This window comes from Embleya sp. NPDC059237 (assembly GCF_042754105.1).
GTDB lineage: Bacteria > Actinomycetota > Actinomycetes > Streptomycetales > Streptomycetaceae > Embleya.
This window is the reverse complement of sequence record NZ_JBHZAE010000010.1, coordinates 65,713-87,949: the sequence shown is the minus strand read 5'-3', so window position 1 is coordinate 87,949 and position 22,237 is coordinate 65,713. Positions and strand designations below refer to the sequence as shown.

Below are 22,237 nucleotides of genomic sequence, written 5' to 3'. Positions count from 1 at the left end.
ACCCGCAAGCCCCCAAGCCCCCACGCGCGCACGCCCGCGGACTCGCCAACTCCCGTACCCGCAAACCCACGAACGCACATACGCACATACGCGTGCGCCCCCCCCCCCGCGGCGGACCGGAAATCCGGTCCGCCGCGGCACATCCCGGCCCATCTCCGCGCGTCCGGGATACGCCGACCGCGAACGTGATGACTTCCGCTGTCCCGGAACGCGCCGCGCGGTGATGATGGGCCCTCGCACGTACGACCCGAACTCGACCACCCGCGCAGGTTCGGGCGGCCCGACCGGCTCGCGGCCGGTGGCCGCGACGCGTGTCGGGATCGAAGGAAGCATGCTCGCAATACACCTGGAAGTGACCGCATGAACCCCTCCCCGACCCCATCGGACCGCGAACCGCACGACCACCGGCCAACCACCACCGGCGACGCGCCCACCACGACCGCCGCCGCGCCGGCCACGACCCCCGCCGAGCCGGCCCTCTCCATCCCCATGGACCTCCCGCACGACCCGATCGAATCCCCCGACGAGTTGGAGCAGTCCACCGGCGTCACGCCGATCGAGCTGTTCTTCGACCTCGTCTTCGTCTTCGTACTCACCCAGGCCACCCACCAGGTGGAGTCCCACCCGGGCTGGTCAGGCCTGTTCCAGGGGATGTTGCCGCTGGCCGCGCTGTGGTGGATGTTCGGCGCGTTCAGCTGGCTGACCAACGCGGTGCGGCCCGACGCGGTGGTGCATCGGCTGCTGCTCGCGCTGACCATGACCGCGTTCTTCGTGATGGGCCTGGACCTGCCCTACGCGTTCGACCCCGACGGCTGGGCGTTCGGACTCGCGTTCCTCGTCGCGGTCGGGATGCACGTCGCGCTGTTCCTGACCGCCGCCGAGCCGTCGGCCCGCGCCGGGATCCTGCGGCTGGCCCCGTTCAACGTGGTCGGCGGCGTACTGATCCTGATCGCGCCGCACCTGTCCGACGTCGGGACCTGGGTGTGCTGGGCCGGTGCCGTGACGGTGTTGTACCTGTCGATGGTGATCGGCCGGATCCGCGGATTCGTGGTCGAGCCGCACCACTTCGTGGAGCGCCACGGCCTGATCATCCTGATCGTGCTCGGCGAGTCGGTCGTGGCGGTCGGCATCGGCGCGGGCGGGCGACCGGTCGACTGGAAGCTCGCGGGGGGCATCCTGCTCGGCATCGCGGTCGCCACCGGCATCTGGTGGACCTACTTCGGCGGTGACGACGAACGCACCGTACGGGCCATGTCGGAGGCGTCGGTGGAGCGCCGGCAGATGCTCGGGTACGTGGCGTTCGGCCTGGCCCACGCGGTGATGATCGCCGGCATCGTGCTGGTCGCGGCCGGCATCTCCGACGGCATCCACCACCTGGGCACCGACACGAACCGCTGGTGGCTGGGCACGGGTGTGGCCGTCTTCCTGCTCGGCCACGCCTGGCATCGCTACGTACTCGGCACCGGCTCGATCGCGGCACGGATCGGCGCGGCCGTCGTGGTCGTACCGCTGACCGCCCCACTGGCCGGCGCCGGTTGGGCCACGCTCGCCACCGCCACGGCCGTACTCGCCGCCATGACCGTGGCGGACCACCTCCTGCAACTCCGCATGGTGATGCCGAGAGAGACGCGGGAACCCAGGGAGCCCGGGGAGCAGCAGCCGGTGGCGACCTGATCCCACCAACTGCGGATCCCACCAATCGCGGATCCCATCGACCGCGCGCCACCACCACACCCACACGACAGCGGGGTGCGCCCGAGCCGAAGCCCGGGCACACCCCGCTGTCACGTTGTCCGGTCGGATCAGACCTCGATCGCCCGGATCACACCTTCACCGTGTCCAGATCCAGATCCGGATCCCGGTCCGGTCGCCGCGACCCGTCCTCGGAGTCCGGCGCCGCGTTCGCATCGTCGTCCCCGAGGTACTTCCGCAGTCCCTCGCCCTCGACGTCGACGTTGGGGATCAGCCGGTTCAGCCAACCCGGCAGCCACCAGGCGGACTTGCCGAGCAGGGCGAGCACGGCGGGCACGATCGTCATCCTGACCACGAAGGCGTCGAAGAGCACCGCCGAGGCGAGCCCGAAGCCGATCATCTTGACCATCGAGTCGGGTGCCCCGATGAAGCCGGCGAACACGCCGATCATGATCAGTGCCGCGGCGGTGACCACCCGGGCCCCGTGGCGGAAGCCGCTGACCACGGCCTGTCGGGGGCTCTCGCCGTGGACGTACGCCTCGCGCATGCCGGTGACGAGGAACACCTCGTAGTCCATGGCCAGGCCGAAGACGATGCCGACGAGGAAGATCGGCATCATGCTCATGATCGGTCCGGTCTGGTCGACCCCGATCAGGCTGCCGAGCCAGCCCCATTGGAAGACCGCGACGACCGCGCCGAGCGAGGCCACCACGGAGAGCAGGAAGCCGCCGGCGGCCTTGATCGGCACCAGGACCGATCGGAACACCGCCATGAGCAGCAGGATCGCGAGGCCGACGACCAGGGCCAGGTAGGGCAGCAGTGCGTCGTTCAGGCGTTGGGAGAAGTCGATGTTCAGTGCCGGTCCGCCGCCGACCAGGGTGTCCGCACCGGTGCGGGCCTTGGTCTGGTCCGCCGTGTCGCGGATCGCGTGCACCAAGTCCTTGGTGGCGTTGCTGCTCGGCTTCGAGTTCGGCGTGACCTCGATGATGGCGGTGTTGCCCGCCTTGTTGAACGTGGCCTCGCCGACCGATGCGATGCCCTTGACCGTGCCGAGTGCCTGGGTGACCTCGGCTGCAGCGGCCTTGCCGTTGTTGCTTTTCGCGGCGTCCACCACGACCAGGAGTGGTCCGTTGAAGCCGGGGCCGAAGCTTTCGGTCAGCAGGTCGTAGCCGCGGCGCTGGGTGGTGTCGGTCGACTTGACGCCGTCGTCCGGCAGGCCGAGTTGCATGCTGCCGACGGGGATCGCGAGGGTGCCCAGGCCGAGGACGGCGATCACGAGCACCCGGATCGGGTGGCGCAGGACGAACCTGGCCCAGCGGGTACCCATGTTCGGCTTCTCCGCGGCCCGTCGGTGCACGCTGCCGCCCTCGGCGGCCTCGGCGGCGAGCAGTTCGGCCTTCCGGCGGGCCTTGCGGCCGAAGATGCGCTTGCCCGCGAAGCCCAGGATGGCGGGGACGAAGGTGAGTGCGACCAGTACGGCCACCGCCACCGTCCCGGCCGCGGCCAGGCCCATCTCGGTCAGCATCGGGATGTTGACCACCGCGAGGCCGGCGAGCGCGACGATCACGGTGAGGCCGGCGAAGACGACCGCGGAGCCGGCGGTGCCGACCGCCCGGCCGGCGGCGTCCTCGGGTTCGTGGCCTTTGGTGAGTTCGTTGCGGTAGCGCGAGACCACGAACAGGGCGTAGTCGATGCCCACCGCCAGGCCGAGCATCATGGCCAGCGTCGAGGTGGTGGGGGAGAGGTCGAACACGCCGGCCAGGGCGGTGATGGAGCCGACGCCGACCGCGACGCCCAGCAGCGCGGTGAGGATCGGCAGACCTGCCGCGACCAGGCCGCCGAAGGTGATGACGAGGACGACGGCCGCGATCGCGATGCCGACGATCTCGCCGTTGCCCGGACCGGAGTCGTCCTGGAGCGCGTCGCCGCCGATCTCGACGGTCAGGCCCGCGTCGCGGCCCTTCTGCGCGGCGTGTTCGAGGTTGTCGCGGGTGGCGTCCTTCAGCGTGTCGCCGGAGACCTGGTACGACACCGCGGCGTAGGCCGTGGTGTGGTCCTTGCTCACCGTGCCCGCCGTGTACGGGTCGTCGGCGGCGGCCACCTGGTCGCTGCCCTTGAGCGCGCCGACGACCTGCTCGACGGCCGCCTTGTTCTTGGCGGAGTCGATCTGCTGGCCGGCGGGAGCGCGGAAGACGATCCGCGCGCTCGCGCCGTCGGCCGCCGCCTCGGGCATGCGCTCGCCGAGCAGGTCGACGGCCTTTTGCGCCTCGATGCCGGGCACCGTGAACGGCTTGGCGGCGGGCGAGGACGCGTTGGCGGCGCCGAACCCGACGAGGGCGATGATCGCCACCCAGAGCAGGACGACCAGGCGTCGTCGCCGGAAGGCGCTCCGGCCGAGTCGATACAGGAAAGTGGCCATGAAAGGGGTCTCCAGGCTCATGCGAGTCGGGACTGAACGGGGCGGGACGTGTGGCATCGACCCGACGACACGTGTCGAAACCGCCGGGTTGGAAATGCGTGACGAAAAGGAGAAACAGAGACAGGGCAGATGAGGGCATGTGCGAGCAGGTCGCGGCCCCGTCCGGCCGAGCATTTTTACTAGCCGGACAGTAGAAATTATTCACCGCGATCAACCCCGCGGACGTCCTTCGGAGGTTCTGGCCGCGCGTACTACGTGGGGCGTAGTTTCTACTGGCCGTACAGTAGAAATAGTCTTCGAGGCAGGTCTTGGAACCAGATCTCGGTAGTAGGTCTCGGAAGCGGGACCCGGGAGCGGGACCCGGAGGCAGGGCCCGGGAGCAGGTCTCGGAAGCAGGTGCCGTGCGGGGACGCGAAGGCGTTCACCGCCACCGGGGGAAGGATGCGCGCGTGACCGGTCAACGAGGCGACACCCGGCGCCGCGTCCGGGATGCCGCACTGACGCTGTTCGCCGAACGGACCTACGGCGCGACCCGGCTCCAGGACATCGCCGACGCGATGGGTGTGACCAAGGCCGCCCTCTACTACTACTTCCACACCAAGGAAGAGATCCTCGCCGACCTGGTCGAGCCGGCCGTCGAGGAGTTGGAGGCGATCCTCGACCGGGCCGAGGGGCACGGCTTCTCGCCCGCCGCGACCCGTGATCTGCTCGTCGCGATGGGCGAGTTGTACGCGCGGGATCGGCGTCTGCTCACGGTGTTGATGTTCGACCGTACCTTCCGGGCCCAGCCCGTGCTGGGCGCGCGGGTGTTGGCTTGCCGGCGGCGTACCCAGCGGGCGTTGAACCGGGGCGACGCCGAGGACGCGATGGTCGGCGAGGTACGGGCGCTGGCCGCGCTGGCGGCCCTCACCGTTCCGCTGGCCGCGTTGGAGGGGTACGAGGACCTGCGGCCGCTGGTCGGGCCGTCGGTCGCGGCCGCATGCGCCGTGCTGGGGATCCGGCCGCCGCGCGCCCGGGCGGGGGCGGCGGCCGTCGGCTCGACGGCTTCGGAGTAGCCGGGCGCCGGATCGACGTGGGGCGCCTGCGACCGGGCGGACAGTGTCCGCTCCGGTCCGTGCGGTTTTGTTCCGTTTCGCTTGGGTTCGCTCGGTTCCACCGGCCCTTGGCCTCGGCGTAATGCCGGTGGCCGATTCCGGTTGGCGCAATAAAGTTCGGCGTCATGGACGTGACACCGCTTTCCGTGTCGGCCTTCGTGGTTGCCGCCGTCGCGGTCATGCGGCTCGCGGCGTTGGCCGACGCGAACCTGAAGGCGCGGGAGGCGCGGAAGTCGTGGGCCCTGCTCGGGTACGACCGCCGGGCCGCCGGTTGGGACCCGTGCCTCGTGTACTGGGATCCGCTGCCGATGACCCACGAGGTGCTCGACGTGCCCACCGCTCCCGACGCACCCGACGCCGTTGGCGACCGCCTCGCCAATGGCCATCCATTCATCAACGGCCGCTGGGCCGACCGGAGTTGGTTGAGTGTCCCGGGCCCGTTCTTCATCGGCGCGGGCGGTGGGGGCCCGGAGGCCCGGATGGCCGCCGCCCATTTCCTGGCCGACGACGGGGGGCGGTCCTTCGTCCACCGCCAACCCCGCACGCCGCGCGAGGTATGCGACTTCCTCGGCGTGGCCGCCATCGGGCCGGCCGGCGGTTGCGGGTGGGACGGGGACGAGTACTGGACCCCGGCGGCGGTGCGCGCCTGGTGGGCCGACCGGGATCGGGTCCGCGCCTGGATCGACGCGCGGCTCGCCGATCCCGATCCGGCGTACCACGACCCCGCGACGCTGCGGGCCTTCGCGGCCCATCTCGACCACGGCCTCGAGGACTATCTGCGCGGGTACCTGTTCTGGCTGATCACGGGCCGGCAGCCGACCCGCCACGACCCGCTGCCGCCGTTGTGAGGCGCGGGCTCACGATGTCCGGACGGGTGGCCCAACCCTGAGGCGGGTCGGCGGGCGCCGCTCACCGATTCCCCTCCGCGGCGGCGACCAGACGCTCGATCGCGGCGACGACATACGCGGCGTGCGCCCGTACCCGCGGCCGCAGTTCGTCCCATCGATCCCGCTCGATGCCCAGGTAGCCGGCCCTGGCCCGGTCGAGCGGCGCCCGGTGCTCGACCGGGAGTCGCCCGAGGGCCCAGTCGGCGGCCCGGTCCTTCGACTCGATGGCGCCGGTCGCGAGCGTGGTCCAGATCCGGGCGAGGGTCAACAACACGTTGCGGGTGTCGGATTCGAGTTCGTCGAGCAGGTCCGGGATGCCGGCGACGACGGCCCGTTCCAGGTCCCGCCGCGGAACCGGATCGAGGACCTCGTGCGGCGCCGGCCCGAGCAGCGCGACCCCACCCATCGACACCATCGTGAGCAACGGCGCGAGATCCGGATCCACCGTCGGCCCCGGTGTCTCCCCACGCTCGTACGCGTCGCGCAGCCACTCCCCGTACTGGAACTCGCGTCGCGGCGGATATCGCCACGGCCGCACCTCGTCGTGCACCACGACGGTCAACTCCACGGGCCGTGCGGGCCCGCCCCGCGCCCGCGTCCCGGAGATCTCCAACAGCCCGTCCACCAGGGCCCGTCGCTGCCCGAGGGTGGTGGCCCGGCGCACCACGACGAGCACGTCGAGATCACTGTCCGGCCGCAACCCACCCGCCACGGCGGACCCGTGCGGGTAGGCCCCGACGACGTCGTCCCCCAACACCGCCCGCACCAGCCGAATGACACCCTCCCAGCCGTCCGCGGCGTTCAGCGACGACACTCCGGGTCGGACTCTGCGAGTCGTCACGGTCGCGGTTCCTCTCGTATGCCTTCGCCCATGCCTCTACCTCTACCTCTACCCCTACCTCTATCTGTGCGTCTCTTCTCGATCATCGCCGGTGGTGCCGACAACGCCGTGGTGGGGAAGGGGGTCGGGTATGGAGCGTTCCGAGCTTGCGACGGTGCCGCCGTGGCGACGCACCGGCATTCGACACTTTCCGCATGCCGCCACGGTGCAGGGGGTGTGGTGGGTACTGCGCCTCAATGTCTTTCCGGATCATCCGATGTTCACGCTGTTCGTCGACGGTGCGCGGCGTTTCGACTTCGACGACTCCCCGCCGTACTGGGACCTTTGGGCCGAACCGACGGTTCCGCCGCTGCCGGCCGAGGCCGTCGAGGCGGCGTTGGCGCCCGTGCGGGACTTCGTGGCGTACGGCAGCGAGGTGGGGCGTCCGTGTGACAACGTCTTCTGCTGCGGATGAGGCCCGGACGTCCGCCGTTCGGCCGATCCGGCGGCCCGGTTGCCCGGTGATTCGGTGCGTGGGCGCGGGAGTTCACACCACCCGTACGTCCACACCCAGGTCGCGTAGCCGCTCGACCGCCTCGGTCGGGGCGTCCGCGTCGGTGATCACCATGTCGAGGTCGGTCACCGGACAGACGTGACCGAGGCCGGTACGGCCGAACTTGGCCCCGGCGCAGACCGCGACGATCCGCTGCGCCGAGGCGATCATCGCCTGTTTGACCGGGATTTCGTCCAGATCGTGGGCGGTCAGCCCGTGCTCGACGGAGATGCCGCAGACGCCGAGGACGGCGGTGTCCACCCGCAGTGTGCGCAGCGAGTTCTCGGTGAGGGGGCCGCTCAGGCTGAGCGCGCCGGGGGTGCTCCGGCCGCCCGGGACGAGCAGTTGTACGTCGGGCGCGTCGCCGAGGACCCGGGCCGCGTGCAGGTCGAGTGGGACGACGGTGACCCGGCGGCGGGCCAGGATGCGGGCGATGGCCAGGCCCGTGGTGCCGCTGTCCAGGATCAGCGATTCGCCGTCGGTGACGAGCGAGTCCAGCTCCGCGGCGATGCGGCGTTTGCTCTCGGTCGCCTCGTGCTCCCGGACGCCGAACGGCGGTACCTCGCCGCGCAACATCAGGCTCACCGCGCCGCCCCGCACCCGCCGCAGCACACCGCGCTCGGCGAGTTGGTCGAGGTCGCGGCGGATGGTCATCTCGGAGCAGCCGGTCTCTGCGGCCAGCTCCGCGACCGTGACGCGCTCCGTCGTACGCATCCGTTCAATGAGCGTTTGTTGACGTTCCGCACTTTCCATGCGTTCAATCAAACGTATCGGATGTTCGAAAGTCAACGGAGGGAGCGCCCATGGGTACCCGATGGATCGTCTTCGACTTCGGCGGGGTCATCTGTGTCCCGCCCTCCGACGCGGCGAGCGAGGTCCTGGCCGGTGTCGTCGGGGTGACGGCGGCGCAGTTGTGGCCGGCGTACTGGCCGGATCGCATCGACTACGACGCGGGCACGCTGGATGCCGCCGGGTTCTGGCACGGGGTGTGCGCCCGGTTGGGCCGTGCGACGCCGGACGCGGCCCGGCTCGACCGGCTGGTGGCCGCCGACCTCGCGGTCTGGATGGACATGAACCAGGACACCCTCGACCTGTTGGCCGAGTTGGCCGCGTTGGCCGAACCGGCGGGCGACGCCGCTCCCGGCCTCGCGCTGCTCTCGAACGCCCCGATCGAAATGGCCCGGCACATCGAGGAGCAGGACTGGTCACGGCTGTTTCGGCACCGGGTGTTCAGCGCGGACCTGGGCCTGGCCAAGCCCGACGCGCGTATCTATCTCCACCTGTGCGCACGGCTCGACGCGCGCCCCGACCAACTGTTGTTCATCGACGACCGACCGGAGAACCTGACGGCGGCCCGGGCCCTGGGCATCGAGTCCCTCCACTACACGGACACTCCGACGCTGCGCGCCGACCTCGCCCGGATCGGGATCACCGCTGCCGCTTCGCCGCACCTGTAGCGTCCCCGAGCCCGCCGGGGCGGGGTCGCCGGGCCCGGTGCGCTTCGGAGAGTGGGCGCACCGGGGCCCGGCGTGGGCGGGGTCGGCTACAGGCGGGGGTCACGCCTGCTTGGCTTCGATTTCCAGGACGATGGTGATCTTGTCGCCGACCGCCGCGCCCGCCGCACCGCCGGTGACGCCGAAGTCGCTGCGGCTGATCTCGGTGGTGGCGGTGAAGCCGGCGACCGGGCTACCGTCGAAACCGGTGCCGAAGCCGTTCAGTTCGAGCTCGAGGGTGACCGGCTTGGTCACGCCGCGCAGGGTCAGGTCGCCGTCGACCTGGTAGACGAGTGCGGACTCGGCGCGCACACCGGTGGAGGTGAAGGTCAGCGTCGGGAACCCGTCCGTGTCGAGGAAGTCCTCGTTGCGGATGTGGTCGTCGCGCATCTTGTTGTTGCTGTTGACCGACGCGGTCTCGATGGAGGCGGTGACCGAGGACTCCAGCGGGTTCTCGGCGGTGACGATCGAGCCCTCGAAGGTGTCGAAGCGCCCGCGGACCTTGGCGACACCGAGGTGACGTACCGAGAACGAGACGTCCGAGTGGACCGGGTCGATGGTCCAGTTGCCCGCGATGTAGCCGGGGATGGTCTCGACGGAGGTGGTCATGGGAACTCCTTGGAAGTGTTGCGGTGGGGTGGACCGGCCCGCCGCGATGTTCCGCGGCGGGTTTGTTGAACGCTCAGCAACATAGCACCCGTAAGTTGAGGATTCAACAAGTCTTATGCTGTTCCCATGAACGACGACGATCGGCTGACCGCCTCCGAGCGCGAGACCTGGCGCTCGTACTTCACCGGGACCAGGGAACTCGCCGCCCATCTGGACCGGCGGATGCGCCGTGAGGCGGGCATGCCGATGACGTACTTCGAGATCCTGGGCCTGCTCGCCGAATCGCCGGATCATCGAATGCGGATGAGCGAACTGGCCGCCGCGTCGTTGTCGTCCAGTAGCCGGCTGTCACACGCCGTGACGGCCATGGAGAAGTCCGGATGGGTCTCCCGGGGCCCCGCCGAGGGGGATCGGCGGGGCTGGGTCGCCCATCTGACCGGCGCCGGCCTCGCCGCCCTGGCGGAGGCCGAGCCGACCCACGCGGCCACCGTGCGGGAACACGTGTTCGACACGTTGACGCCTCGCCAGGTGGCCTCGATGGCCGAGATCGGCCGGACCATCCGGGACGGCCTGAGCGGGGTCTGCGCGAGCGCCCGGGCGGAGGCGGCGGGGGTGGACGGGTCCGAAGCCGAGGTCGGGACCGAGGTCGGAGCGGGCGCCGGCTCCGGGGTCGGTGCCGGGGTCGATGTCGGTGTCGGTATCGGTGTCGAGATGGAGGAGATCGACACCGGGATGGACTGTCCGCTGGACGGCGCGGAGTAGGCCGGGATGGGCGGGGGAGGCCGGGTGTTCCGGCCCGCCGACCCCTAACCGTGTGCCCGTGTGCCGATCACGACCGTGGCGTACAACTCCTCGGACTCGACCACCCGCGCACGCAGGCCGGCGGCGCGGAACACCTCGACCGTCAGCGCCGTCTGCCGCTCGCTGGTCTCGACCAGCAACCCGCCGCCGGGGGCGAGCCAATCCGGCGCCGCCGCGGCGACCCGACGTTGCACGTCCAGGCCGTCCGAGCCGCCGTCCAGCGCCACCCTGGGCTCGTGGATCCGGGCCTCCGAGGGCAGCAGTTGGATGTCCTCGGTGGGCACGTACGGGGTGTTGGCGATCAGGACGTCGATCCGGCCGCGCAACGACGCGGGCAACGGTTCGTACAGGTCGCCCTCGTACACCCGATCCGCCGCGATGTTGCGCCGCGCGCACCGCACCGCGGCCGGGTCGATGTCGGCGGCGTACACCTCGACGCCGGCCACCTCGGCCGCCACGGCCGCGCCCAACGCGCCCGAGCCGCAGCACAGGTCGACCACGACCGCGCCCGGACGGGCCAGCGCGACGGCCTGTTCGACCAGGAACCCGGTACGCCGGCGCGGGACGAAGACGCCCGGGTCGACGGCGATCCGCAGGTCGCGGAACTCGGCCCAGCCGAGCACGTGTTCCAGCGGGAGGCCGGCCACCCGGCGATCCACCATGGCGGCGAGTTCGGTCGGATCGCCGGCGGTGGAGACGAGCAGCCGTGCCTCGTCCTCGGCGAATACACAACCGGCGGCACGAAGCGTGGCAACGATGGGGGTCATCGAGGAAACCGAGGGCATCGACGAAGTCGAGGAGATCGAGGACATCGGGAACGGTGTGGCGGAGGAATCCGACATGAGAGCCTTGGAGCCTTTCGGGATGCCGAAGGGTGCTCTCGCGGGCTCACCTATGCCAGGAGGCCGCACGGTCGTGGAAGGAGAGCACCCGACCTGACACAGCGGTAATGGGTCCCACCTCCTCGACGTCGAGTCCGATCCGCGCCCCGAACCGGGCGCGGCGGCAACACTACCCGACGGGGGTCGGCGCGTACGCCGGGGTTGCGTGGCGTACGCCGCCGGTCGTGCCGCGTACGCCGCCGGCTGTTCACGTACGCCCCACCCGTACCGCTACGCCGGAGGCAGGGGCGTTCGCGCCGGTGGTGCGTCGACCGTTTCGCCGCGCCGATCGACGGCGACCAGGACCAGGCCGGCCAGGACGAGCGCGCCGGTGCCCAGGAAGCCCGCCGGGTAGCCGGTGGCGCCGATCACCACGCCGACGCCGACCGCGCCGATGCCCATGCCCGCGTCGAAGGCGAGGTTCCACAACGCGCTCACCCGACCGAAGTCGTGCGGGCCGACCCGCTCGAACATCAGCGACTGGGTGACGTTCTGGGCCACTCCGAAACCGGCACCGAACACGGCGGCGCCGACGAGTACGGTGACCGGATCGGCCGGGCGGGCCAGCAGCGCGACGCCGATTGCGACGGCCGCGATCGAGGGGCCGAACAGCCGGGCGTGGCCGTGCCGATCGCCGAAATGCCCGGCCCACCAGCCGGCCGCCGGCGTGGTCGCGGACTGGACCAGCATGGCGATGGTCACCAGGGTCAACTCACTCGACGACACCGCGAGCGGCAGGAACGTCACGACCACCCCCGCCGCCAACGTGCAGCCCGCGAACGTCACGGCGGGCCGGGCCAGCGCACCGGTCCGCAGTCCGCCCAACACGCCGCCGCGCGCACCCGAGGGCGCGGGCCGGTTCGTGGGCAGCGCGATCGCGGCGCCGAGCGCGCCCATGCAGCACGCGGTCGCGATCGCGAACACGGCGGTGTAGCCCAGGTGTTCGCTCATCCACAGGCCGAGGGGCAGGCCCAGGATGCCCGGGACGCCGACCGCCGCGCCGTACAACCCGAGCCCTTCGCCGCGCCGTTCGGCCGGAACCAGCTCGGCGGCCAGCGCGGTGCCGACCACCATCACGATGCCGAGCCCGGCCCCGCGCATCAGACACACCCCGACCACCAGCGGCACCGCGGCCGACCACGCGAGCGCCATCGTGGGCGCGCCGAGCAACACCAACCCGAGTACGAACACCGCCCGATAGCCGAACCGGGCCGTCAACGCGGGCACCGCGACCTCGGCCGCCACGGTCGACACCATCAACGCCCCGGTGACCACCCCGGCCGCCCCGGCACCGGAGCCCGAGCCCGAACCGTCGGCCACATACAGCGGAACGACCGACAGCAGCAGATAGAAGCCGACCATCGCACCACAGGCGGCGACGATCGTGGCCACCATGGCCCGGGTCAGGATCGGCCCGGGCGACCCCCGGTCGAGCGAACACTGCACAGGCGCGGTCATGCAAACCCCTCCGAACTTCGGCCCGATCCGACACCACCGACACTGCCGCCCGCACCCCCGACCCCACATCGGGCAAACTCCCCGATCGGTCCGCGAAGTTGCCCTAGACGACTTGCCCGCGCCGGCCGGCGCCCACGGATGGGTACCGCTCCGGGCCGGATCACGACGCGGCGGGCGGGACGGGCGGCGGTGACATGCTGGGGGCGTGGACAACGATCGGGGTGAGCGGGGCGGGCCGGGCCTGGTGGGGCGGGTCCGGGAATTGGACGTGTTGGGGCGGGCCTGGGAGGGGGCCGGGGCACAGGGGGCGCTCGTCGTGCTCGTTCGCGGCGACGCGGGGATCGGGAAGTCGCGGCTGGTCGAGGAGTTCGCGGCGGGGGCGCCGGCGCGAGCCCGGGCCCGGGTGGTGCGCGGTGGGTGTCTCGACATGGGGCCGGACAACCTTCCGTTCGGGCCGTTCGTCACCGCGCTCCGCCGGCTGACGCGCGACCTCGGGACGGGCGCGACCGCCGCGCTCCTGCCCGCCGCCGGCCGCCGGGGGCTGGCCCGGCTGTTGCCCGAACTCGGCGATCCCATACCCGAGTCCGATCCCGAGCTGGGGCGGGCGCGGTTGTTCGAGGAGGTCCTGATCCTGCTGGAGCGGGCCGCCGAGGAGCGCCCGCTCCTGCTCGTCCTGGAGGACCTGCACTGGGCCGACCGCTCCACCTGCGAACTGCTCGCGTTCCTGGCCCGCAACCTCGACCAGCCCGGCGTACTCGTGCTCGGCACCCACCGCCCGGTCGCCCCGCACGGCGACGAGCCGTTCGCCGCGCTCCCCGGCCTGCTCGCCCGGCTCCCCAACACCCGTACCCTCGACCCGGCTCCGCTCGGCCGTGCCGAGGTGGCCCGCCAACTCGCCGACCTGATCGGCCGGCCGCCGGATCCCCGACACGTGGAACGTGTCCTGTGCCGCAGCGAGGGCAACCCGCTGTTCGTCGAGGCCCTGGCGAGCACCCGGGGCGAACCCGACGCGGGCACCGCCGGCGAACCCCCGGCCTCGCTGCGCGAGTTGCTGCTGGCGGGCGTACACCGCGTCGGCCCGCCCGGCCGTCGCCTCCTGCGTATCGCGGCCGTCGCCGGTACCACCGTAGGCCACGCTCTCCTGCACACGATCAGCGCTCCCGACGCCGCGACGCCCATCCCGGATCCGGATCAGGCCGCCGGCGATATCGACGACGTGCTGCGTGCCGTGATCGACGCCCGGATGCTGCTCCCGACCGGCGACGGCTACACGTTCCGGCACACGCTGATCCGCGACGCGGTCTACCACGACCTCCTTCCGGGCGAGCGGATCCGGCTGCATGCCCGGTGCGCACGGGCGCTGACGGCCGACCCCGCGCTCGCGCCCGAGGGCCGGGCCGCCGCCGAATCGGCCGCGCACTGGTACGCCGCCGGGGACCGGTCCCGCGCCTTCGCCACCGCCTGGCGCGCGGCGGGCGCGGCCGGTGCGGCCTGTGCCTACGCCGAGCGGCTGGCCATGTTGGAACGTGTTCTGGACCTGTGGGACGCCGTTCCCGACCCGGCGGGGGACGTGGGCGGGGACCGGATCCGCGTGCTCGAACTCGCCGCCGACGCCGCCGCCCACGGCGGCGCCGCACACCGCGCCGAGACCCTGCTCACCGAGGCCCTGCACCTGCTCGACCCGGCCCGGGAGCCCGAACGCACGGCCCTGGTCCTGGCGAGCCGGGCCGCCGCGCGGGAGCACACCGGCGGGGACGCGCTCCCCGACCTGGAGCGAGCGGTGGGTCTGGCCGGCGGCGACGAGGCGATGCCGGTGCGGGGCCGGCTGCTCGCGTCTTTGGCCGGCATCCTCGCCGCGCGTGGCCGGGACGCGGATGCCGACGAGTACGCCCGCGACGCGCTCCGGCTCGGCGAGGCGGCGGCGGACGCCTCGGTCCGGGCCCGGGCCCTGACCACGTCGGCGATGTTGGCCGCCCGGCGCGGCGAACTCGCGGACGCGGTGGGGCTGTACGGGCGCGCCGCGCACATCGCCCGGGACGCCGGGTGCGACGACGATCTGCTCGCCGCGATCGCGGGCGAGGCGGACGCGCTCCAGGCGGCGGGCGAACACGAGCGGGCCGCCGAGGTGGCCCGGCGGGGTGTGGCCACCGCGCGCGACCTGGGCCTGGCCCGCTCGCGCGGAACGCTACTGGCCGCCAACCTCGCCGAACCGCTGGTCTCGCTGGGCCGCTGGGCGGAGGCGGTGGAGATCGTGACCGACGCGATCGCCCTGGACCCACCGCCGGTGTATCGGGCCTGGTTGTACGTGGTGCGCGCCGAACCGGCCGCCGCCGTCGGCGCGCACGACGTGGCGGCCGACGCGTTGCGCGAGGTCCGGGCCGCGCTGGGGGCTCCGCACGGGCAGGAGACGTGCCTGGAGGTGGACGTCCTGGCCTGCCGTCTCGCCTTCGCACGCGACGACCTGGTCGAGGCGGAGCGGCTCGCCGCCCACATCCTGGCCGACCATGACCTCACGCTGAGTCGACGCTACGCGTGGCCATTCCTGGTGGTCGCTCAACGGATCGCGCAAATCCGCCTCGCCCAAACGCTACGCGCACCGGCCGCCACAGCCGAAATCACCGCGCACCTGGCCCAACTCCGACGACTGGCCGCCAAATTGCCCACTGCAGGCCGCCTCCAAGCAGCCCACCGAAGCACGTTCGAAGCCGAGGCCGGCCTGGCCACCTGGCCCGACGCGATCGCAGCCTGGCAGGAGATCGGCCAACCCCACGCCCTGGCCGACACCCTCCTGAGCGCGGCAACGGCGTCCCTGACCACAGGAAACCGGCCCACGGCCGCCACCTACCTCCAACAGAGCGCAACCCTGGCCAACCAACTGGGCGCCACCCCACTGCAAACCCGAATCACCGACCTGTCCACCCGCAGCCGCCTCCCGACAACCCCCGAAGCCCCCACCCCATCCACCAACGCCCGCACCCAACTGGGCCTGACCGCCCGCGAATTCGAGGTCCTGTCCCTGCTGGCCCAAGGTCACACCAACCGCCAAATAGCCGAACTCCTCTTCATCTCCACCAAAACCGCCGGAACCCACGTCTCCAACATCCTCACCAAACTCCCCGCAAAATCCCGCACACAAGCCGCCACCCTGGCCCACCACCTCAACCTATTCCCAGCCCCCCACAGCCTCGCCCCATAAGCGCACTAAATACCCAAAATCTCCCCAATTCACCCAATCCTCCGAGAACCCGTTGTCCTACCGAAAGCCGCGAATCGTGAACCGGCACTGAATTGCGCGGAATCCCGCCGAAGATGACGCACGAACCGATCGGTCGGTGTCGGTAAATGCGCTGTCGGCCTGCGAGTTGCGCGGGAGCAGCGACCCCTCCAGCACCGCGAACAGGTCCGCGCGGTGTGGGCCTGGCCTCGGTCCGCAACGCCGCCGGGTTCACAGTCCCTCGGATCACCCGTCGGCACGCTGTCGTAGCCATAAGGGAGGATCACGGCGACTATCGAACGCTGCGGCGGCGACCAGCCGCCGATGACCCCACTGTCGAAAGGGAGAGGCATGTTTCTCGAATCGCCCGCCGCAAATTGGGATGCGGTGCGGGTTGAGGAGGCGCTGGAGCGGTACGACATGGCTGAAGCGAGTAACCGCACCAGTTGGGATGTCGACGAGTATTTCGGTGAGGAGCCCGAGCATTTCCACGTCCACCACGGTGACCTGACGATCGATGGTGCGCTGACGCTGGGCAACGCGCCCGACGAGGACGAGGACACGGTCTACGTCATCGATGGCGATCTGACCGTCAGCGGTCCCATCACCTTTTGCAACGCGGACGTCTACACTTCCCTCTACGTCACCGGTTCGGTCGTGGCACAGGATCTGGTGTGTCTCTGGGACAGTTGCCTGTTCGTCGGCGGGTCTTTGACCGTCCGGAACCTTCTCGCGACTTCGCTGTACGACCCGGCCGCCCTCGTCGTCAAGGGGCCGGTGTCCGCACATACCTGGCTCGAGATGGGCGGCCGGGGTTGTATCTACTTCGCCGGCAAACCAACGATCGACACCTGTATTCGCGGGCACCTGAACGAGTACGCCGAGGGAGCCAACGCCGCTGTCCACCTCGGCGGGGCAGGCAAGGTCGCCGACGTGGCGGAGGCGGTGCTCCCCGAGTTCCTCTATGAGGACAAATTCTGCAAAAGCCTGGATATCCTGAAGGCGGTGCTCGACGGCAGGCCCGTCCTGCGGTAGGCACCCGGTTCGGGGTCCCCGCGAACGCACGGACCCCGACCAGCCCATCGTGCTCCGCACCGCAGCGGACTCGCCAAGGTCCCCCATCCCTGCAGCCCGTCCGGCGTTTGAGGACGCCAAGCGGCCCCGGACTCACCACGCGGCGCGGCGGGCCCATCGTGCTCCGCACCGCAGCCGACTCGCCAACGTCCCCAATCTCCCCAGCCCGTCCGGCGTTTGAGGACGGTAAGCGGCCCCGGGCTCACCACATGGCGCGGCGGGCCCATCGTGCTCCGCACCGCAGCGGACTCGCCAACGTCCCCCATCCCTCCAGCCCGTCCGGCGTTTGAGGACGCCAAGCAGCCCCGGGCTCACCACATGGCGCGGCCGGCCCATCGTGCTCCGCACCGCAGCCGACCAGCCGGCAGCACCAACGCCGGCCCGTCGGGCATTTGAGGACGCCAAGCAGTACCGGGCTCACCACGCGCGCGCAGCGGGCCGCGCCGCCCACGCCGACCCCTACGGCCACCGATGCCCCGCCGCGCCGCCATCCCAACCCCGCGGCCGGCCCCGGACATCCAACAGGTCCTCCACGAACTCCGGCACCCGCAGGCCACCCTCGGCGTCCCGCGCGCTCCGCGCATCACCCGCACCGTCCGCCCCCCGCCGACGGTCGATCGACCTGACGTTCTCCCACGCCCAAGCCTCCGTCCCCGCCATACGATGGTGCATCGCCGAAACGCAGCGGCGCAGCACCAGATCCGTAGCCGGATCCGCCAACGCCGCCGCGCTCTTGCCCCCCTGCAACTCCCGGCGCGCGCTCAGGAAGTCGGCCACCCGATCCTGGATCCGCGCGGCCACCGCCGATTCCGCGTGCGCACGACCCACATGCTCCGTGTACGCCAGCACACCCACCAGGTCGGTGGCCACATCCGCCCCGGAACCCGCTCCCGAATCCGCCCCGCGCCCCGCCCCGGAACCCGCGCTGTCCCGCGACGCGTAGTAGTCGCTCGTCCAAGAGACCACGTCCGCCTGGGCGTTCCGCACATCGTCATACGCCGCGCCGTCCCGAATCATCACCGGCAGCTCCCCGCCCGCCATGTACTCGTCCAGCAGCAGACACGGGAACTGCCCACAGGCGAACCGCCGATGCCGCACATACGCCTCGACCCCACCGGCGTGATCCCGCCCCGCCGTGCGCGGCCCGCCGGGCGGACGCGGCAACACGTGTCGCAGCGTCTCCAGACCCTCGACCACGAACCGCTCGCGCCAGTCCGCACTCATGGCCGGATACACCCGCCCCAGGATGTCCGCGAGTGCCCTCGCCATCGGCCCGGCGGCGGGATCGACGCGGCCAGTGCGGTACACCGGCTCGACCTGGGCCGTCAGGTGCTCCCGGCCGGTTGCGGTGCGTTCGTCCGGTTCGGCGTAGCGGTCGTGCGTGAGGAACTGCCAGGCGATGAACTGCGCGTACAGCACCAGCCGGTCGGGCTCGGCGTCGGGGTGCGTATAGGCCGCGAGGTCCCCGAGCCGCGCGCCGACCAGCCGTTTCTCCGCGTCGGCGTGGTCGAGCAGGTCGTGGCGTCGGGCCCAGTCGAGCAGCCGGCGTTCCGCCTCGGGCGCGTGCGGATTGCGGTCGAGGGCGAACGGCAGCGGTATTCGCGGGGGGTGTGCCTCGACCATGGGGACTCCATTCGTCGTCGAAGGGTGGTGCGGCTCCGGCGGTTCCGCGCCTGCGAACCTTCCCGGCCACCACCGGCTCCCGAACGCGACGATGCCGGCGTCCGAGGCTTCGCACACCGATATCGTCCTATTCACTTCACGGTGTTCGTCGATCTGCTATGGATCGCCCGAATCACCGTCGCCGGAACGGATATCGACGCGAATGCCGGCACCCCCGTCGGTCAGGACGGAAGCAACACTCCCACCAGTTCCGCGAATTCCTCCGGCGTCAGGATCCGCACGCCCAGTTGCTCCGCCTTGGCCCGCTTGGATCCGGCCTTGTCCCCGGCGACCACGAGCGCCGTCTTCTTGGACACCCCGGACGAGGCGGTACCACCGGCGCGTTCGATCAACTCGTTCATCTCGTTGCGCGACAGCGCCGCGAGCGCACCCGTCATCGCCCCGGTCACCACGACGGCCATACCCGCAAGCGGCCCGGCCCCACCCGCGTCGCCCGGCTGCGAGCCCGCCTCGCCACCCACGCCCGAAACCACACCCGCACCCACACCCGCATCCGGCACGACCCCGGGCTCGCTCATGTTCACCCCGGCGGCCACCAACTTGTCGATCACATCCCCGAGTTCGGCCAGTTCCGCGACGATCACCGCCGCCTTCCCGGGCCCGATCCCCTCGACCTGCGCCATCGCCTCCACGTCGGCCGCGCGGATCGCGTCCATCGTGCCGAAGTGGCGGGCGATCCGCCGGGACATCGAGCGCCCGGTCAACCGCACCCCCAGCGCGCACAACACCCGGTTCAGCGGCTTGGTCCGGGCCGCCTCGATGCCCGCCATCAGCCGGTCGGCGATCTTGTCGATCCGGTCCAGGGCGAGGAACTGTTCGCGGGTGAGGGTGAACAGGTCGGCCACGTCGGCGACCGCACCGGATTCGATCAGTTGCGTGACGATCCGGCCGCCGATGCCCTCGATGTCGAGTTGGTCGCGACCCACCGCGTACAGGATCCCGGCGTGCAGCCCGCACGCGCGGCCCTGGGCACACCGCCACCGCTGCTGCGAAGTGTCCACCTCACCGCCGCACTTGGGACACGCGGTGGGGAACTCGATCGGCGTCTCGGCACCGGTGCGCGCGTGCACCAAGGGTGCCTCCACGCGCGGGATGATGTCGCCCGCCTTGTACACGCTGACCGTGTCGCCGATCATCAGCCCACGTCGCTCGATGTCGGCCGGGTTGTGCAGGGTCGCGAAGCCGACGACGCTGCCGTCGATCTCGATCGGGTCCAGGATCGCGCGAGGCGCGATCACCCCGGTGCGGCCGACCGCCCAGTCGACCCCGAGGAGCCGGGTGATCTTGTGCACGGCGGCCAGTTTGTACGCGATCGCCCAGCGCGGCGCGCGGGTGCCGCTGCCGGCCTCGGCCTGATCGGCGGCGGCGTCGGCCTTGATCACCACACCGTCGATCCCGAACGGCAACTCGGCCCGCAGCGCCGCGATTTCGTCCACCGCCGCCTGGACCTCGGCGATCGTGGCGCACACCCGAAGCCGCGCCGCGGTACGCCCGGTGGTCAGCACGCCCAGCGCCTCCACCCGAGCCATCACCGCCGAGTGGTCGGCGGTGCGCAACTCGGCCGCGAACGTGCTCTCGTCGTCGGGCAGCGGCAGCGCCACGTAGCCGAAGAAGGTCATCGGGATCACGTACGGCCGGTCCTTGGCCCGCAGCGTGCCGGCCGCACCGCCGCGCGGATTGGCGAACACGCTCGCGCCGTACTCCCGGCGGATCTCGTTGGCCGCCTCGAACTGCTCGGCGGTGAGCAGGACTTCGCCGCGCACCTCGATCGAGACCGGCTCGGCCAACCGCTCGGGCAGACCGACGATGGTACCGATCGCGTGCGAGACGTCCTCCCCGGCGATGCCGTCGCCGCGGGTGATCAGCCGGTCGAGCCGGCCCTCGCGGTAGCGCACCGCGACCGCCAGGCCGTCCATCTTCGGCTCGACCGTCAGCGCCGCCGGCGCCCGCCCCAGCCGGCGCTCCAACGACGCGGCCCACGCGGTCAGCCCCTCCGGGTCGAACACGTTGTCCAGGCTCAGCATCGGCACCGTGTGCGGCACCTCCCCGCCGGGCAGCGCGCCCGCGGCGACCTTGCCCACCGGCGACTCGGCGACCGCGTGCTCGGGGTGCGCCCGTTCGTACGCCTCGATTCCGCGCAGCAGCCGGTCGTAGGTGTCGTCGTCGACGGTGGACTCGGCGCCTCCGTAGTAGGCCCGCGCGGCGTCGGCGACGGCCGCGACGGCCCGGGTGTACGCGTCGAAGTCGGCGAGAACGGCGGCCGGCGCCGGGGAGTCGATCATGCGTACATGCTCTCGAACAGCACCGACATCACCCCGCACCGACATCACCCCACGGGCACCTCCGCCGCCCCCGGGCCCGCCCGCAGACCCGCCGTCAGGCTCAGCGTCACCGTGATCGACATCCCCGCCATCACCACCATCGCGGTGCTCGGTGACGTCACCTGCGCGATCCCGCCCGCGAGCGATGCACAGACGCCCTGCATCGCCACCATCCCGGACGCGTGCAGCCCCAGCGCCTGGCCGCTCAGCTCGTCCGGCGTCATGGCCATCAGCCGCTCCTGGAACAGCAGGCTCGCCGAGTAGCCGACCGACGCGATCGCGACCACGACCAGCGCGAGCGGCAGCGCCGGATCCATCACGAACAGCAGGTACGGCGCGGCCAGCAGCAGCAACATCGGCGGCCCGAGCCGGTGCCGCCACGGCCCCGGCACGAACCGGCCGCCGACCACGTCCCCGGCCAGCATGCCCAGCGCCGCCGCCGCGAACAGCAGTCCCGCGTGGTCGGGTTCGAGCGGGATGAACAACGACTCGCAGCCGACGACCAGCCCGTTGGGCACCCACAGCGCGAGGTAGACGTAGCGGCGCGGCTTGACCGACCACAACAGCGCGTTGTTGCGCCACGTCTCGGCCACCGACGGCCGACCGGCCGCGCGCGGTGCCCGAGCCGCCAGCCCGCACCGCGACACCACCGCCCCGAGCAGGTACAACCCGGCCCCCACGAGGAGCGTGCCGCGCGCGGACAGCGCGGTGACCAGCACGGCACCGAGCGAGTAGCCCAGGATCTGTACCGTCCCGTTGCTCATGTTGAGCACCGACCGGCCGAGCAGGTAGCCGTCCCGGGGCAGGATCTCGTTCAGCAGCCCGAAACGCACCCCACCGCCCACCGCGGCCACCGCGCCCTGGCCCAATACGATGGCGAACAGCGCCCACAGCGGCATCCCGGGCAGGGCCAACGCGGCCGTGCCCAGGGCGAACATCAGCCCCGTCGAGGTCAACGCGGCCCGGGGCGGCAACCGATCCGCCGCCGACATCAGCGCGGTCGCCCCCACCACCTGCGCGAGCGAGCCGCCGAACATGCCGAGCGCGGCCAGCAGCGGCGAGCCGGTCCGGTCGAAGACCAGGGTGCCCAGGGCCAGTCCGCTCACCGTCATCGCCGCCAGATGCGCGGATGTGGCGGCGAACAACGGGGTGTATTCCGGTGTGCGGAACAGCTCTCGGTAGGTGCGCATGGCGAGAGCTTCGGGGTATCCAAGCCCGGGGCGTTACTGTTTCGCCGG

At 71.5% G+C, this 22,237-nt stretch carries 18 protein-coding genes; 9 read left to right on the top strand and 9 right to left on the bottom strand.

Annotation, left to right across the window (positions count from 1 at the left end):
• Positions 1 to 360 precede the first annotated feature (360 nt).
• Entirely contained in the window at positions 361 to 1,674 is a 1,314-nt protein-coding gene (locus ACFXKZ_RS28880) for a low temperature requirement protein A (protein WP_380003983.1), read from the top strand.
• Positions 1,675 to 1,822: 148 nt separating this feature from the next.
• On the opposite strand, the gene ACFXKZ_RS28875 is transcribed toward ACFXKZ_RS28880, so the two are convergent.
• Positions 1,823 to 4,111, bottom strand: coding sequence for an MMPL family transporter (locus tag ACFXKZ_RS28875; protein WP_380003982.1), 2,289 nt, complete (start codon positions 4,109 to 4,111; stop codon positions 1,823 to 1,825).
• A 449-nt stretch (positions 4,112 to 4,560) separates the two neighbouring features.
• Between ACFXKZ_RS28875 and ACFXKZ_RS28870 the strand changes: the two genes are divergently transcribed.
• Together ACFXKZ_RS28870 and ACFXKZ_RS28865 are read left to right on the top strand one after the other, a co-directional pair.
• On the top strand, positions 4,561 to 5,166 hold the full coding sequence (locus tag ACFXKZ_RS28870) for a TetR/AcrR family transcriptional regulator (RefSeq protein WP_380003981.1): 606 nt from the start codon (positions 4,561 to 4,563) through the stop codon (positions 5,164 to 5,166).
• 164 nt (positions 5,167 to 5,330) lie between these two features.
• Positions 5,331 to 6,053 carry a hypothetical protein gene (locus ACFXKZ_RS28865; RefSeq protein WP_380003980.1) on the top strand — a complete coding sequence of 241 codons (723 nt, stop codon included), beginning with the start codon at positions 5,331 to 5,333 and terminating at the stop codon, positions 6,051 to 6,053.
• 61 nt (positions 6,054 to 6,114) lie between these two features.
• On the opposite strand, the gene ACFXKZ_RS28860 is transcribed toward ACFXKZ_RS28865, so the two are convergent.
• The gene (locus tag ACFXKZ_RS28860) at positions 6,115 to 6,933 is read right to left on the bottom strand and encodes an aminoglycoside adenylyltransferase family protein (RefSeq protein ID WP_380003979.1); all 819 of its coding nucleotides are present in this window, start codon (positions 6,931 to 6,933) and stop codon (positions 6,115 to 6,117) included.
• Positions 6,934 to 7,063: 130 nt separating this feature from the next.
• Here ACFXKZ_RS28860 and ACFXKZ_RS28855 point away from each other — a divergent pair, with 130 nt between their 5' ends.
• Complete coding sequence (locus ACFXKZ_RS28855) at positions 7,064 to 7,387, top strand: hypothetical protein (protein ID WP_380003978.1); 324 nt, start codon at positions 7,064 to 7,066, stop codon at positions 7,385 to 7,387.
• Positions 7,388 to 7,459: 72 nt separating this feature from the next.
• Here ACFXKZ_RS28855 and ACFXKZ_RS28850 read toward each other — a convergent pair whose 3' ends face one another.
• Positions 7,460 to 8,218, bottom strand: a complete 759-nt coding sequence (locus tag ACFXKZ_RS28850) for a DeoR/GlpR family DNA-binding transcription regulator (RefSeq protein ID WP_380003977.1) — start codon at positions 8,216 to 8,218, stop codon at positions 7,460 to 7,462.
• A 50-nt stretch (positions 8,219 to 8,268) separates the two neighbouring features.
• On the opposite strand from ACFXKZ_RS28850, the gene ACFXKZ_RS28845 reads away from it, so the two are divergent.
• The gene (locus ACFXKZ_RS28845; RefSeq protein WP_380003976.1) at positions 8,269 to 8,922 is read left to right on the top strand and encodes an HAD family hydrolase; all 654 of its coding nucleotides are present in this window, start codon (positions 8,269 to 8,271) and stop codon (positions 8,920 to 8,922) included.
• Positions 8,923 to 9,021: 99 nt separating this feature from the next.
• Here ACFXKZ_RS28845 and ACFXKZ_RS28840 read toward each other — a convergent pair whose 3' ends face one another.
• Positions 9,022 to 9,567 carry a YceI family protein gene (locus ACFXKZ_RS28840; RefSeq protein WP_380003974.1) on the bottom strand — a complete coding sequence of 182 codons (546 nt, stop codon included), beginning with the start codon at positions 9,565 to 9,567 and terminating at the stop codon, positions 9,022 to 9,024.
• Positions 9,568 to 9,693: 126 nt separating this feature from the next.
• On the opposite strand from ACFXKZ_RS28840, the gene ACFXKZ_RS28835 reads away from it, so the two are divergent.
• Entirely contained in the window at positions 9,694 to 10,329 is a 636-nt protein-coding gene (locus tag ACFXKZ_RS28835) for a MarR family transcriptional regulator (protein ID WP_380003973.1), read from the top strand.
• 44 nt (positions 10,330 to 10,373) lie between these two features.
• Here the strand turns inward: ACFXKZ_RS28835 and ACFXKZ_RS28830 are convergent, their stop codons facing one another.
• Positions 10,374 to 11,153 carry a putative protein N(5)-glutamine methyltransferase gene (locus ACFXKZ_RS28830; protein ID WP_380003972.1) on the bottom strand — a complete coding sequence of 260 codons (780 nt, stop codon included), beginning with the start codon at positions 11,151 to 11,153 and terminating at the stop codon, positions 10,374 to 10,376.
• On the opposite strand from ACFXKZ_RS28830, the gene ACFXKZ_RS28825 reads away from it, so the two are divergent.
• Positions 11,125 to 11,307: a hypothetical protein gene (locus tag ACFXKZ_RS28825; RefSeq protein ID WP_380004415.1), complete on the top strand. Its 183-nt coding sequence runs from the start codon at positions 11,125 to 11,127 to the stop codon at positions 11,305 to 11,307. The two genes, ACFXKZ_RS28830 and ACFXKZ_RS28825, sit on opposite strands and share 29 nt — an antisense overlap.
• Before the next feature lie 173 nt (positions 11,308 to 11,480).
• Here the strand turns inward: ACFXKZ_RS28825 and ACFXKZ_RS28820 are convergent, their stop codons facing one another.
• Positions 11,481 to 12,707 carry an MFS transporter gene (locus tag ACFXKZ_RS28820; protein ID WP_380003971.1) on the bottom strand — a complete coding sequence of 409 codons (1,227 nt, stop codon included), beginning with the start codon at positions 12,705 to 12,707 and terminating at the stop codon, positions 11,481 to 11,483.
• A 205-nt stretch (positions 12,708 to 12,912) separates the two neighbouring features.
• Between ACFXKZ_RS28820 and ACFXKZ_RS28815 the strand changes: the two genes are divergently transcribed.
• Together ACFXKZ_RS28815 and ACFXKZ_RS28810 are read left to right on the top strand one after the other, a co-directional pair.
• Positions 12,913 to 15,903, top strand: coding sequence for an AAA family ATPase (locus ACFXKZ_RS28815; protein ID WP_380003970.1), 2,991 nt, complete (start codon positions 12,913 to 12,915; stop codon positions 15,901 to 15,903).
• Between the two features lie 369 nt (positions 15,904 to 16,272).
• Positions 16,273 to 16,956, top strand: a complete 684-nt coding sequence (locus tag ACFXKZ_RS28810) for a hypothetical protein (protein ID WP_380003969.1) — start codon at positions 16,273 to 16,275, stop codon at positions 16,954 to 16,956.
• 498 nt (positions 16,957 to 17,454) lie between these two features.
• On the opposite strand, the gene ACFXKZ_RS28805 is transcribed toward ACFXKZ_RS28810, so the two are convergent.
• The 3 genes from ACFXKZ_RS28805 to ACFXKZ_RS28795 form a co-directional block, all read right to left on the bottom strand.
• Positions 17,455 to 18,618: a hypothetical protein gene (locus ACFXKZ_RS28805; protein ID WP_380003968.1), complete on the bottom strand. Its 1,164-nt coding sequence runs from the start codon at positions 18,616 to 18,618 to the stop codon at positions 17,455 to 17,457.
• A 221-nt stretch (positions 18,619 to 18,839) separates the two neighbouring features.
• Positions 18,840 to 20,960, bottom strand: coding sequence for an NAD-dependent DNA ligase LigA (gene ligA, locus ACFXKZ_RS28800; protein WP_380003967.1), 2,121 nt, complete (start codon positions 20,958 to 20,960; stop codon positions 18,840 to 18,842).
• A gap of 44 nt (positions 20,961 to 21,004) precedes the next feature.
• Entirely contained in the window at positions 21,005 to 22,189 is a 1,185-nt protein-coding gene (locus ACFXKZ_RS28795) for an MFS transporter (RefSeq protein WP_380003966.1), read from the bottom strand.
• Positions 22,190 to 22,237: the final 48 nt, after the last annotated feature.